Origin of the sequence: Lyngbya sp. CCY1209 (assembly GCF_035615495.1) — a bacterium.
Lineage (GTDB): Bacteria > Cyanobacteriota > Cyanobacteriia > Cyanobacteriales > Microcoleaceae > Limnospira.
In genome coordinates this window covers 44,190-58,844 of record NZ_JAJENU010000414.1, presented here as the reverse complement: position 1 = coordinate 58,844, position 14,655 = coordinate 44,190, and the positions used below count along the sequence as shown (strand labels likewise).

Below are 14,655 nucleotides of genomic sequence, written 5' to 3'. Positions count from 1 at the left end.
CCAGTTAAGGCTTAAGCTGGTCAGCTACCTGAAGGGGAGGGCACGAAGCCCCCGTGCTTCAGCCGGGGGTGCTGACTAAGATTTTGGCTTTTCTATTCCCAGCATATCCGCTCTTGTCATCCTCAAGATTCGTAGAACCGAACCGATAAAGCGGTAGAAACCGGGTTTCCCGTTTGCAACAGACCGATACTGAGGCAAAATGGTAGGGCAGATTGAGTCAATGGTGCCGCCGATGATGCCCACTGTCCTGACCGATGTCAAAACCCTCCTGCAAGATCTGATCGCCCGCTACGGCAAACGGGTCGATTATCTGGCGATCCGGGTCGAGGAAGCGGAAGAAACCAATATTTTATTGCGCGGCGATCGCATCGAAACCCTGAGCGAGGGGATCTCCCTGGGCGGACAGGTGCGGGCCTGCCACCGGGGGGGCTGGGGATTCGCCAGCTTCAACGACCTCTCGGCTTTGGAAAACCGCATCCAGGAAGCGATCGCGGCGGCGCGACTGATCGGCGACGACGAGACGATCCTCGCCCCCATCCCCGTCGTCGAAGACACCTACATCCTGCCTTTGACGGGTTCGGACCCTCGCGAGATCCCGCTGTCCCAGAAAAAGGAATTGTGCGATCGCTACGGGGAAATCCTCCGCAGCGTGGACGATCGCATCACCACTATCTCCGTCCGCTACGGCGACAGCACCCAACGCATCCTGCTGGCTACCTCCGAGGGAACCTTCCTGGAACAGGGCTGGGCGGACATGGAAATGCGGTTCGCGGCCACGGCCCGCAACGGGGAAACCGTCCAAACCGGGCGGGAAACCACCGGTTCGCGCAAAGCTTACGAAGATCTGACCCGCCTCGACGACCAGGTTCGCAGCGCCGCCCAGCGGGCCGTCAATTCCCTGGATTTGCCCCCCGTCCGGGGAAATCTCTACACTGTCGTCATCGACCCCATCCTCTCCGGTTTGTTCGTCCACGAAGCCTTCGGACACCTCTCGGAGGCGGATATGGCTTACGAAAATCCGGACCTGCTGGAGGTGATGAGTCTGGGGCGGCAATTCGGCCCCAAAAACCTGCAAATTTTCGACGGCGCGGCGCCCGTGGGACACCGGGGCAGCTATTTTTACGATGACGAGGGGACTCCGGCCACGACGACGCAGTTAATTAAAGATGGAATGCTCGTCGGGCGCCTCCACTCCCGAGAAACGGCCGGGAAACTGGACGAATCCCCCACCGGAAACGCCCGCTGTCTGGACTACCACTATCCCCCCTTGGTGCGGATGACGAACACTTGGATCGAACGGGGTGATACGCCGGTTCCGGATTTATTCAACGATATCAAAGAGGGGGTTTACGCGCGAAATTGGCTGGGGGGAATGACCAACGGCGAGATGTTCACGTTCAGTGCCGGGGAAGCCTGGATGATTCGCAATGGGAAACTCGCCGAACCCGTGCGGGATGTGACTTTATCGGGGAATGTGTTTACGACTTTGGCGGATATTGAAGCGATCGGCGATGATTTCTACTGGGACGAGTCGGGGGGTTGCGGCAAGGGGGGACAAAATGGCTTACCCGTCGGCTGCGGCGGCCCGAGTCTGCGGATTCGGAATGTGGTGGTGGGGGGAGAAGCGGAAATGTAGGGAGTCGGGAGTCGGGAGTCGGGAGTCGGGTGTGGGGGCAACCGTCTCGGGTTGCCCGGTTGATGAATTAATTCAATTAATTCCTGCCATATTTTGGCCAGCACGGAGGCTTGCCCCTACATCTATTCTAAAAGCCACCACCGGCGCCTCCACCACCACTCCCGCCACCTCCAAAACTACCGCCGCCACTGCTACCGCCGCCACTCGAACCACCACCGCTATATCCGCCACCGTAACTCCCACCATAACTGCCACTAGAACTGCTGCTGGAACTTCCGCCACTGCTACTCGAAGGAGGAGGCAAACGGGGAATTTTCTCTTCTACTTCTTTGTGATAGTCGCAACAGTGGCAAGAGTAAGTAATCTGTCGTATTCCCTTACGAGATGTCGTGGGGTATTTGACAACTTTTGATGTGCATTCGACGGTTAATTCTTTTCCCACCGGACATTGATAATAGCCATTTCCCTTGTTTTGAACGTAGGCTTTTAAATAGATGGTGTCTCGGCTAATTTGTCCCCATTCAGGACACCACCACCCCTCAAAACTCGTGCTTTCGAGTTCCTGGGCGTCTCGTTCGTGTTCGGTGAGGAGGGGGGTTAAAGTGTCGCGATCGATTTGTTGCAGGGGTGTTTGAGATGTGGCACTGAGAATGGGACGGAGCGATCGCACATTTGGAGGCTTGCTAAATTGCCATTTACGCCAGTAACGAGTCATTGAAGAACAGCCCAAAAGACTGACAATAAACGCACCGAAAATCGCCCCGTTGACATTACCGATTGAACCACTTAAACTCTCCAATATAACGGGCAGGTTTTGAGGAGTTCCTAAAATACTAGCCCACACCATAAACCAGATGAATTGAAAAATTAATCCCAGTATCATGGTTAATGTCATCTTATCCCGTGCCAAACTGGGATGTTCACCGACTGTCAAAATTGCGACAAATAACAAAAATGAGATCAAATCAAACGAAGGTGGATATAACCAAATAAATTTAGCGCAAAAAACGGCAAAGATAAATGGCATGATCAGAAAAGATCCTGTCCCAGGTTTAAATTTTTTCCAAGCTTCTGCCCCGGATTGGGATTGATGCAGCACCCCAATTAATAGGAGGGCGACCATCAAGATTCCAGATGTGAGTGCGACAGGTGGGAAGACTTGCAATGTCAAAAATATAGCTGGAAATGTCAGTATAAATAAAAGACCAAACACCTCGATACGGAGGGACAGATTGATCAAGCGATCGCTGCTGTCCAATGTTTTGATTCGACAAGATTCACCGGGGTTGACTAAAATGGGTTGACGGGAAAAATGACGTGCCAATTTATAACCCAGATAAGATAACCCCCCAAAACAACCAAGCACAGGCCAGATGAAACTCGAATGATATGTAAAAGCAGGAAAGACAGAATTGATACTTTCAGACGGGACGGCTTGAGCCAAAGTATCGGTTTGTGGTAAAGTTGAATTGGGAGCGGTATGAGTAACCGGATCGCTGACGGTTTTAGGTTCGGTGTCCGGGGGAGAATTACTGATCTGATTTTGTATGCCTCGGATTAAAGCCTCCGTTCCCGCTAACGTGCCGCGATCGAAATCACCTGTTTTAAAATGGGGTTTGATTTTAGTATCGATAATTCGGCCAACTCTGGCATCGGGAAGAATGCCTTCCATGCCATAACCCGTTTCAATTTCGACTCTGCGATCGCCCACCGATGTCAAAAATAAAATACCATTATCATCACCCGCTTTGCCAATTCCCCAAGTATTAAACAATTCGGTTGTAAATGCTTTGGGAGAGGACGAAGGTTGAGTTTCGGGAACCGTGACGATCGCAATTTCCGCCCCATTTGTCGCTTCGAGTTCGGAAATCATCTGATTTAACTGAGTTTCCGTATCGTCGCTGAGGATATTCGCCATATCTGTCACCCATCCCCCATAAACCTGTCGGGGGTTGGGAACCTCCGAGGGGGTAAGGCTGTAACTGGGGTGGGGTTGACAGAGGAGAATCATCGCCAAACAAGCGAGCCCCAAACCATACAGCAAGCCAACTCGTATTTTTCGCCGGAGACGATTGTTGATATTCATATTAAGATGGAAAATAAACGACTGAGTAATGCCCATCAGTTGGACGGGCGATCGATCCGTGCCACTCGTCGCATCAATTGCTGTTTCAGGCGATTTGTTTTATATTGTATTCAATTCGTCGAAATTTTCCCTAATTTTTTAAAAAACTTATCATTTATTATTGTTTCTTCAAGGTCATTCCCCATGAGTGAGTCAGATGTCAACATTCCGGAAGAACTCGCCCCCGAAGTGCTGGAAGTGGCTTCCCGCCTGTATCAGGAAGCCAGCGATCGCTATTCCCTAGCCGAACTTCAGGAGGCGGGAGAGGCGGTTTCCATCCCCCCGGAATTGATCGAAACGGCGATCGCGCAAGTTCGAGAAAAACGGCGGCTTGAAGAAATCGCCCGACGGCAGGCACAGCAGCGAAAATCAGCGATAATTGGGATAGGAGTGGCTCTGGGAGGAGCGATCGCGCTTTGGGGAGTATTTGCTTATAATTCCTTATCGGGGAAATATCAGCAAGTGCAAGCCTCCTGGGCACAGGTGGAAAACCAACTCCAGCGTCGCGCCGATTTGATCCCCCAATTGTTGGCGGTTACGGAAGCACAAGCCGATCAGGAACGGGACATTGTGCGACTTTTAACGGAGTCGAGACAGCAGTTTTTACAGGCAAAATCGACGGATGAAAAATTGGCGGCAATGGCTGAAATGAATTCGGCAATTCAGCAATTTAATCAGTATGCGATCGCCGCTCCGGAACTGCGATCGTCCCAAGCGTTCATCAACCTTCAATATGAAATTGCCGGGACGGAAAATCGGATCGCCACGGAACGCCGACGGTACAATCAGGCGGTTCAAAGCTACAATCAAAACCGACAACGTTTCCCAACTTCGGTGGTGGGCGGGTTGTTCGGATTTGATCGACAGCCATTTTTTCAAGCGGAAAATACAGAAGTTCCCAAAATCGAGTAGTTCGAGTATTTTGACTCCATTGGCAAGCACGGAGGCTTGCCCCTACCTCTGATTTTCATTGGCATTCCGGCAATTTTTTGGCCAGCACGGAGGCTTGCCCCTACGGTTTGATTAATTTCAGCCGTCTCGAATCTGCAACAACCACCACTCCACCCGATCGCCCAATGCTTCCAAAGAATATTCCATTTCGGCCTGTTGGCGGCAGTTTTCCCGGTCAATTTGATCCAGGTTTGCGATCGCCTCAACTAAACCTTCCACACTATCAGGTTCCACCAGCCAACCCGTTTCCCCGTTGCAGACAATTTCGGCGGGTCCTCCCCGCCGGTAGGCGATGACTGGAACGCCGCAGGCCAACGCCTCGATCGCCACGTTTCCGAAGGCTTCCACCCAGCGGTGCGTCATCAGCAACCCCCGGCAGTGTCGCAGCCGTTCTTGCAGGCGATCGGTATCCAAAAATCCGATATAATTGATGGGCGCATCGGGATAACTTTCGAGGATGTTTTGCCAGTAATTCTCATCCTGTATTTTGCCAAAAATTTCCAAAGAAATCCCCGTTTTTTGCGCCGCTTCCACCGCATCTTCCAGGCCCTTTTCTGGGGAAATTCGCCCCATCCACGCCAGTTTATCTTCCGGTTGCGGGCAAAATTGATAGCGGGACATTTGCAACCCGCTTCCCAGACAGGCGTAGCTTCCCTCACAATTGAAGGTCGCCGCCTGGGTGTGGGTGTAAAATCCGACCGTCCCCGGATACCGATTCATCACCTCACAAATGACCCGATCCAAGGCGGAAGTTAACGATCCCATACTCACCCAGTGGGCGATGGGGGTTTGGAAAAATGGGGTCAGATAAAAGGGCAGCCAATCGTAGGCAAAATTGACGATCGCATCGTATTGATGTTGTACGCTTCTCCCGTATTCCCAGATGTTCGCCAAGACGGAATTTTCCGGTAAAATGATGGGTAAATTCCGACCTTGATTTTGGGCGATCGGCTGCCATTCTCCGGGAATTTCGACAATCGAAATCGAGTCCAATTCCGACCCCAGGGGAGCCACGACCTCGACCTCATGGCTCCGATCTTGCAGCGCTTTCGTGATGTTGAGCAAGGTCAATTCGACCCCCCCTCCAAATCCGGAACCGAGGGGGGCGACTGGGGTTGACATGAACAGCAATTTGAGGGGTTTCTCGGTCATGGGGCGATCGCATTTGGAGGGCGGATCATATTGTATCGCAAAAAGAAGCGTCAGACCTCATTTTTGGCTCGATTCCGAGGGATTTCCGCCGCCTTTGTGGTGGCGTTCTGCGCCTTCCATGCCGGTCTAAACCCGCACCAATCTATTGAAATGCCGGAGAATTGTCTATCCCGGTTCGCCGGCGGAATTGGGGGAAGGATCGAGGATCGGATCGCGATCGCGCGTCACCCATTCAAGGGCGATCAACAACGCACCCACGCCGAACAAACCGAAGACTTTGAGAAGTTTGGGATAGGCGGGGGACTCGACGGTGGCGGATTCCGGGGCATTCGGCTCGGAAAATAACACCCGGTCGCCCTGATTTTTGCCGTATTCCAAACCGTAGATATTGGAATCGGAAATTTCCAGGATACTCGACGTTTCTCCGCCCCGGCGACGGGCGAAAACGTTCAACCCGGCGATCGGTTCCGGCTTCAGATTCAGGGCGAAAACCTCCAGATCTTCTTTTTCCCAAGTTTGATCGCCCCGGCGGGCTGCAAAATCCTCCAATTCCGACAACTCCAGGACGCCGTTTCCGTCGCGATCGTCGCCCCGAATTTCGACCGTCAGGCGATCGTCTCCCACCTGCTGCCGAAACTGAAACTGTGCGGGGGGGTCGGCTGTCCAACCCACCATTTTGAGGCCGAAGATGGCGCCGGCAATGGTCGCCGCTCCGACCACTTTTCCGACTGAAATCTTCTCATTTTCTCCCCTCGGCTCAATGTTGCTGTTCATGATTCAATCCAATAATAGACGCCCTGTCCGCTCAAAGAGAACATAGGATTTCCGGAACGAGGGTATGCAGATTTATTCCCAAATCGCCCGCGCCTTTTGCAGCAGGCGGGTTGCCGCCTCGTCGGGGGAACAGCCCGCCACGTCAACGCCGTGGAGGGGAACCTGCCGCCGTTCTAAATCGTAGGAATAGGTTTTATCGTAGTAATACAGGATCAAATCGAAGGCTTCCGCCAATTTTCCCCGCTCCAAAAATGCGATCGCCTCCCGGGTTCGCGCCCCCCCCAGCCGCTTGCGAATCCGCTCCGTCGCCCCGATCAATTTCTCGATTTCCGCCTCTCCGTAGGCCTCCACAAGCAGCTCCAGACGCTCGTGGCGGGGTCGTTCGATCTGGATGACCGGCGCCCGATCCATCTGCTGGTAAAGCTCTTCCGGGACGCGACACAGGCCGATCCGCTTGCTTTCCGCTTCGATCCAAACCCGCCGTTCGGGATCGAAACCCGCCCAGGCGATCGCGATCTGGTTCCAAAATTGTTCGTTCGTCGGCTGGGGCGGCTGTCCCAAACTGCCGTAGCTACTGCCCCGGTGGCGGGCGAGTCCCTCCAGGTCGAGAATTTGTTCCCCTTGGGCGGCGAGGGCGTGGAGGACGTCGGTTTTTCCGGTCCCCGTCATCCCGCCGAGAATGACGATTTTTTTGGGGGTTTGAAATTGCGCGCGCCCCCAGCCTCGGAAGGCTTTGTATCCCCCGGCGAGGAGGGAAACTCGGAAGCCGCCCATTTCCAACACCCAACTCACCCCGCCACTCCGCATTCCTCCCCGCCAGCAGTACATCCGAATTTGCCCGTCGGGGGCTAGATCTCGGGCCGCGGCGATGAAGCCGGCAAATTTGGGGCCGGCGATGGCGAAACCCAACTCCACAGCGCGATCGCGGCCTTCGTGTTTGTAGCAAATTCCCACTTTCGCCCGTTCCGCGTCGGTGAACAGGGGAAATGCGATCGCCTCCGGAATGTGGCCCTGGGCGTATTCGCCCGGACTGCGGACATCCAAAATCGGGCCGGGGGCTTGCAAAAAGCGATCGGGATTCAGGGATTGAGCCATGAATGATGCGGGGCCTCAAATTGGCGTCGAGTTTTGACGGCTAAAAAATGGTGACAACTCTATGATAACCGTATGTTAATCTAATTTTAAGATTAATTTTTTAGACTGGGCGTAGCATCCGACTACGATTAGATTGGGGTCATTCTGCTTATATCAAAAAATCGCAATGGAGTCAAAATCCTATGTTGTCTCTCTACAATTGGGACGTTGGCAGGCGCTCCGCCGATCCGGCTCGGATGAATGAAGCTGCCAACAGAGGGGGGTTATCGGAGTGTCTGCGGATGATCGAATGTGAAAACAACCCGAACGAGGGAGAGATGACTCAAAGCGCGATCGCCAAAACGAATCAGAACCCGGAAATCCGAGCGTGAAATGTCGGGGTTCGGAAATGACGATCCGATGGCAGCGTGACCGTTACATTTCTTTAACTTGACGGCGATCGGTTCGCGATTTCTTAACCTTCGGTTCTGTCGCGATCGCCAAAAAAGCGTTAAAATCTCACCCAAACAGAAATCCTCTGACGCATTTATAGGCGGAAATGAATAAAGAGCCACTTTATTTAATTCTAATTGTCGATGACAATCCAAATAATATAAGGGTCGTTTTTAATTTTCTTAAAAAATCGAACTTCCGAGTTTTGGTTTCTACGGGCGGGGAAGATGCGCTGAGAAAAACCAAAGAAGTAACTCCCGATTTAATTTTATTGGATATAATGATGCCCAAAATCGACGGGTTTGAAGTCTGCCGTCGCCTCAAAGACAATCCCGAAACTCGAGAAATTCCCGTGATCTTCATGACCGCCCTTGCCGAGATCGAAAATAAGGTGGAAGGGTTCGCCTTGGGGGCCGTCGATTACGTCACCAAACCCCTGCAACAAGAGGAAGTTTTGAGTCGGGTTCGATTGCACCTAAAATTGCACGATTTGAACCGCAGCTTGCAAGAAAAAAATCACAACTTGAGCGAAGAGATTGCCGCCCGGTTGGCGGTAGAAGCGGAATTAAAGCAACTCAATAAAAAACTAGATATCCGGGTTCAAGAACGGACTCAAGAACTCTCGCAGGCTATAAAAGAATTGCACATCCGGGAAGAAAAACTGCGCCATCAAGCGACCCATGATTCTCTGACCGGCTTATTTAACCGGGCTTGGTTGATGAAATTTTTGTCAGAAAAAATCGCAGATAGCCGGCTAAAAAAAGAAGAAAATTCTATCCTATTTGTCGATTTAGATCGATTCAAAAACATCAATGATCGCTTCGGACATTTGACCGGAGATGGGCTGCTAAAAGTCGTAGCATTTAGATTAAGAAAATGCCTGAAATCGAGAGCTGAAATCGCCCGATTGGGAGGGGATGAATTTCTGATCGTTGTCCCCGGAAAATGGGATACAAACAAACAATCTTCATTGATTGCGGACATCTTCGAGCAATTTAAAAAACCTTTTAATGTCGGCAAATATCAACTATTTGTCCGGGTGAGTATCGGCATCGTTCCCGCCATCGACGGCTATTTAAAACCGACTGATATTCTCCGAGATGCGGATATTGCCATCTACCAAGCCAAACAGATGGGCCGGGGATGCTCCGTCGTCTTGACACCGGAAATGCGGGCGGCGGCATGGGAACGGATTCAACTCGAATCCGACCTCCGTCAGGGAATAGAAGAAGAACAGTTTTGTCTGTATTACCAACCGATCGTTTCCCTATCAACTCGGAAATTGACGGGATTTGAAGCGCTCATTCGCTGGCAACATCCGCGGCTGGGAATTGTCTCGCCGGGAGTATTTATCGACATCGCACAAGAGATCGGCTTGATTTCTGCCCTCGACTGTTTGGCTTTTAAATTAGCCTGCCAGCAAATCGAGAAATGGCGAAGAGAATTGGATTTAAAAGAGTTTCCCGTTGTCAATATCAATTGTTCAGCTCAGAGATTGCAACAGCCCGAAATCGTCGCCCAGGTACGGGCGGTGATGGGAAAGTATGAAATTGAAACTTCGGCTATCAAACTAGAGGTCACGGAGAGCGACTTTTTGAAAACTGCCCATCAGGCGATCGAGATCCTGCGACAACTTCACGACTTGGGAATCAAGCTTTGTATCGACGACTTTGGAACGGGACATTCGTCCTTGAGTCGCCTGCACAACTTTCCCCTGGATACGCTCAAAATTGACCGTTCGTTTGTGACTCGCTTGACAGATAACAGAGGAGGAGAAGAAATCATTAAAACAATTATTTCTCTCGCCCACCGTCTGAATATGGACGTGGTAGCCGAAGGAATCGAAACCCGAGAACAACTTGACAAACTGATCGAGTTGAACTGTGAATTCGGTCAAGGGTATCTGTTTTCTCAACCACTGCCCGGCCGAGAAGCGACCCAATTTTTGATCGAGCCATCACTTTTCGCCCATTAAATTATGAACTCAAAACACGAAGGACAAACCACCCTACTGATCGTCGATGACAATCCGACAAATATCAAAGTTCTCTTTGAATTTCTTCGGAAAGTCGGCTTCAGGGTTTTGGTCGCCAAAGATGGGGGAGATGCCCTCAACAAACTTCAATCCGCCGTTCCCGATTTGATTTTGCTGGATGTGATGATGCCGGGAATTGACGGTTTTGAAACCTGTCGGCAGATCAAAGCCAATCCGAACCATCGCGATTTACCGATTATTTTTATGACGGCCCTCGCAGATACGGATAACAAGGTGAAGGGCCTGTCATTGGGGGCGTTGGACTACATCACCAAACCCTTTCAGCAGGAAGAAGTCCTCGCCCGCATCAACCTGCAACTGAAGTTGCGGTCTTTGACGCGAGAACTCGCCGATAAAAATCAACAACTCGCCGAACTCAACAGCCAACTCGAACAGAAAGTCAAAGAGCGGACGTCGCAACTTGAAAAAGCCCAGTCGCAGCTCATTTTGAGCGAAAAAATGTCTTCCTTGGGACAATTGGTCGCCGGAATTGCCCACGAAATTAACAATCCCGTCAGTTTTATCGGCGGAAATTTGTCCCACGCCCAGGATTACGCCCGAGATTTAATTCATCTCCTCGAACTTTACGGCAAATACTATCCCGAACCCGAACCCGAAATTTTAGAGGAGATAGAAGCCGTCGATTTGGAATATCTCGTCAAAGATTTTACCAAATTGCTGGATTCCATGAAGGAAGGGACGAAACGGCTGGCGGACATCAGCGGTTCGATGCGGACGTTTTCTCGCTCGGATACACGGACTCGGGTGGCGTTTAATCTTCACGATGGCATTGACAGCACCCTGATGATTTTAAAGCACCGTCTCAAGGGAAATGACGATCGCCCCCCTATCGAAATCGTCAAAAAATATGGAAAATTGCCGGAGATCGAATGTTATCCCGGACAATTGAACCAAGTGTTCATGAACTTGCTCTCGAACGCGATCGATGCGGTGGAAGAGAAAAATGTCGGCCGCAGCTTCGACGACATTTCAGCGGACCCCAATTGTATTACAATCGAAACAGAATATTTTCCCGAATCCCGACAAGTCGCGATTCGCATCCGAGATAACGGCATCGGCATGACCCCGGACATTCAAAATCAAATATTCGATTATTTGTACACCACCAAGGCTGTCGGAAAGGGAACCGGACTGGGACTGGCGATCGTCCGTCAAATTGTCGAAGATCAACACGGGGGGACGATCGCTTTGGCTTCCCAACCGGGACGGGGAACTGAGTTTAACGTGACGTTGCCGGCCCAGTTGTCAACCTGAGTAGCGGTCGGGGGAATTGATGGAAAACCGATTGAATTTGAACCCAAAAAAACTGTTGATCGCCGCCATCGTCGCCATCGTCGCCGTCACTTATATTTGTATTGCCAAAATTTCCCTGCTGGTGGCGACGGTATACGGGAGTGTCGCCGCGATTTGGCCGATCTCCGGACTGGCGATCGGCGGAGCATTGCTACTCGGCTATCCCGTGATTTGGGGCGTTTTCATCGGCAGCCTCATCCTCGGATTTTCCAGTCGAGAATTGGCGGCACTTTCCGCCCTCACCACGGTCGTCTTCGCCCTCGCAAATTCTCTGGAAGCGATCGTGGCGGTGGTTTTGCTCGATCGCTTTGTCGGCTCCCGAAATTGGCTCGTCCGCTCTCGGGACCTGTTCAAATTCATCGGACTCTCCGTCGTCTTCAGTCCCGCCGTCAGCGCCACAATCGCCACCCTCACCTTGGTGGCAACCCGCCAAGTTGCCTGGAATGGCGGCGCGGAAATTTGGACAAATTGGTGGGTGTCGAATGCGGTCGGTATTTTGGTCTTCACACCTTTAATCGTCGCTTGGGGTCGTCAAAATCAACCCCCACATCAACGGCAAATGATCGGACAACAAAAAATAGAATTCCTGTTATTGGTCGGGTTGCTATTGGCAATCAATATCCTCGCCTTTTTGCGGGGGTATCCGATCGAATATATGCTCGTCCTGCCACTGATTTGGGCGGCGTTTCGCTTCCCGCCCCAAATCGTCACATTGCTGGTCGTCGCCATCATTTCAATTTCGGCGATCGCCACGGCCAACGGCTACGGTTCGTTTGTGCGAGATTCTCCCGGCGAATCTTTGGTGCTGCTGCAGTCGTTCATCGGCGCGATCGCCATTAGTGCGTTGGTTTTATCGGCCCTCGTTTCTGAACACAAGAAAACCCAACTTCAACTCCAAAAAATTAATTCGGAACTCGAAGAGAGAATCCAGCGACGGACCGCCTTACTATTGGAAGCCCAGCGCGTCGCCCACGTCGGCAACTGGGAATACGATCTCGAGACGGGTCAAATCACTTGGTCGGAAGAAGTCTTCCACATTTTTGGCTTGAATCCGACCCAAGAAACGCCCGATTTTGACCAATTTCAACAACTAATTCATCCCGAAGATCGGGAGATTTTTTTGACGGCGATCGCGCGGGTCATCGAAACCAAACAACCGGCCCAATTCGACTATCGGATCGTGCGACCCGACGGTTCAATTCGATTTGCAGAAGCCAAAACCAAACCGTTAGTTGACAGCGAGGGACGGGTGACCTGTTTATTTGGCACCGTCCTTGACATGACCCAACGAAAACAAACGGAGGAAGCATTCAAAACTTCGGAAGAGCGGTATCGCACCCTTTTTGAAGCCAACCTGGACGCGGTCATGTTGCTCGATGAAAACATCTTGATCGATTGCAACGAGGCGACTTTAAAAATGTTTGGATGCACCGATAAATCCGAATTTATCGGCAGACATCCGAGTGAATTTTCCCCCGAAAAACAACCGGACGGGACGAACTCGCAACAGCGCGCCCGAGAAATTATGATGCGGCTCGATGCCCGACAAGACACCCTCCGCTTCGAGTGGCTGCACCAGCGTTTAAATGGCGAGCAGTTTCTCGCCGACGTGTGCACGAAAGCGACCCTTTTGGGAGAGCGGAATATTTGGCAAGTGGTGGTGCGGGATATCAGCGATCGCAAAGCCTACGAACGACAATTGCAAGAGGCAAAAACCGCCGCAGATATGGCTAACCAAGCCAAAAGCGAATTTCTCGCCAATATGAGCCACGAACTGCGGACCCCCCTCAACGGCATTCTCGGCTACACCCAAATCCTGGAACGAGCCGACGACCTTAACCAACACCGCCACGGCATCGACATCATCCGCCAGTGCGGCACCCATCTGTTAAACCTGATCAACGACATTCTCGACCTCTCCAAAATCGAAGCCCGAAAAATGGAACTCTATCCCAAAGAATTCCATTTTTTATCTTTCGTGACGAGCGTGGCGGAAATGATCCGCATCCGCGCCCAAAACAAAGGCATCGAGTTCACTTACATCGGCGACCCCCAGCTTCCCGCCGCGATTATTGCCGACGAAAAACGGTTGGGACAAATTTTAATTAACCTCCTCGGAAATGCCGTCAAATTTACCGATACCGGCGGCGTGACGTTCCGCGTCGAAGTCACCGACAGCACCCCCAAAACCGTCCGACTTCGATTTGGTGTCGAGGATACGGGAGTGGGAATGAACGAGGAACAAATCGAAACGATCTTTCGGCCTTTCGAGCAAGTCGGCGCCATTTCTCGCCGCGCCGAGGGCAGCGGTTTGGGACTGACGATTTCCCAAAAACTGCTGGCGATGATGGGCTCTACCATCGAAGTCAGCAGTCGGTTGGGGGGGGGAAGTTGTTTCAGTTTCGAGTTGGAAGTGCCCCTGGCAGACGATTGGGTATCGGCGGTCACGCAGGTAGAGGGGAGAAAAATTGTCGGCTACGAGGGGTCGCGCCGAAAATTATTGGTCGTGGATGATAAAGCGGTGAATCGGACAATTATTATGGAAGTGCTCGACCCCCTGGGATTCGACTGCCACCGGGCTGAAAATGGCGAAGAAGGGCTGGCAGTCGCCCGAGAATTACAGCCGGATTTAATTCTGACGGATTTGGTGATGCCGGTGTTGGACGGGTTTGAAATGACCCGCCGCCTGCGTCAAGATCCCCGCCTCAAAAATACCATCATCATCGCTTCTTCCGCCAGCGTTCTTCAGCAAGATCAAGTGCAGAGTTTGGAGGCTGGGTGCGACGATTTTATCCCCAAACCGATCGAGTTCGACCGGCTGTTGGAAATTCTGCAAAAATACCTCAATTTGGAGTGGATTTACGAAACATATCGACCCTCGCGAACTGACGATAACACCCCGGAGGATGTCGCCTCAGATGAATGGGTTCTGCCACCGGCTGAAGCGTTGATGGTCATTTGTGAGGCGGCAAAGATTGGGGATATCGAACAAATTGAGCGAGAGGTGCAAAGAATTAAAATTTCGGATCAAAGGTACGTTCCCTTTTGCGATCGCGTCTCGGAATTGGCGCTCAATTTTGAAGATCATGAAATTGTCAATCTGATTGAGTCCCATTTGCCACCAACGTCCCGAGATTGAGG

9 protein-coding genes are annotated in these 14,655 nt (G+C 51.7%); 5 read left to right on the top strand and 4 right to left on the bottom strand.

The annotated features are described in order from the left end of the window. The first annotated feature begins 235 nt into the window (after window positions 1–235). Window positions 236–1,636 (top strand): TldD/PmbA family protein, encoded by a 1,401-nt coding sequence (locus LKE08_RS12345; RefSeq protein ID WP_324704534.1) that lies wholly within the window; start codon window positions 236–238, stop codon window positions 1,634–1,636. 127 nt (window positions 1,637–1,763) lie between these two features. Here LKE08_RS12345 and LKE08_RS12340 read toward each other — a convergent pair whose 3' ends face one another. Beyond that, the gene (locus tag LKE08_RS12340) at window positions 1,764–3,554 is read right to left on the bottom strand and encodes a TPM domain-containing protein (RefSeq protein WP_324704532.1); all 1,791 of its coding nucleotides are present in this window, start codon (window positions 3,552–3,554) and stop codon (window positions 1,764–1,766) included. 351 nt (window positions 3,555–3,905) lie between these two features. On the opposite strand from LKE08_RS12340, the gene LKE08_RS12335 reads away from it, so the two are divergent. Next, entirely contained in the window at window positions 3,906–4,673 is a 768-nt protein-coding gene (locus tag LKE08_RS12335) for a LemA family protein (protein WP_324704531.1), read from the top strand. 117 nt (window positions 4,674–4,790) lie between these two features. Here the strand turns inward: LKE08_RS12335 and LKE08_RS12330 are convergent, their stop codons facing one another. From LKE08_RS12330 to mnmH, 3 genes are all read right to left on the bottom strand, one after another. Further along, window positions 4,791–5,864, bottom strand: coding sequence for a glycosyltransferase family 4 protein (locus LKE08_RS12330; protein WP_324704530.1), 1,074 nt, complete (start codon window positions 5,862–5,864; stop codon window positions 4,791–4,793). A 165-nt stretch (window positions 5,865–6,029) separates the two neighbouring features. Then, a complete protein-coding gene (locus LKE08_RS12325; RefSeq protein WP_324704529.1) occupies window positions 6,030–6,638 on the bottom strand; it encodes a hypothetical protein in 609 nt (202 codons plus the stop codon). 72 nt (window positions 6,639–6,710) lie between these two features. Beyond that, window positions 6,711–7,733, bottom strand: a complete 1,023-nt coding sequence (gene mnmH / locus LKE08_RS12320) for a tRNA 2-selenouridine(34) synthase MnmH (RefSeq protein WP_324704528.1) — start codon at window positions 7,731–7,733, stop codon at window positions 6,711–6,713. 538 nt (window positions 7,734–8,271) lie between these two features. Here mnmH and LKE08_RS12315 point away from each other — a divergent pair. From LKE08_RS12315 to LKE08_RS12305, 3 genes are read left to right on the top strand one after another with little or no spacing between them, the layout of a single operon-like run. Then, on the top strand, window positions 8,272–10,140 hold the full coding sequence (locus LKE08_RS12315; RefSeq protein WP_324704527.1) for an EAL domain-containing protein: 1,869 nt from the start codon (window positions 8,272–8,274) through the stop codon (window positions 10,138–10,140). 3 nt (window positions 10,141–10,143) lie between these two features. Next, window positions 10,144–11,475: a response regulator gene (locus LKE08_RS12310; protein WP_324704526.1), complete on the top strand. Its 1,332-nt coding sequence runs from the start codon at window positions 10,144–10,146 to the stop codon at window positions 11,473–11,475. Window positions 11,476–11,494: 19 nt separating this feature from the next. Then, window positions 11,495–14,653, top strand: coding sequence for an MASE1 domain-containing protein (locus tag LKE08_RS12305; protein ID WP_324704525.1), 3,159 nt, complete (start codon window positions 11,495–11,497; stop codon window positions 14,651–14,653). Window positions 14,654–14,655: the final 2 nt, after the last annotated feature.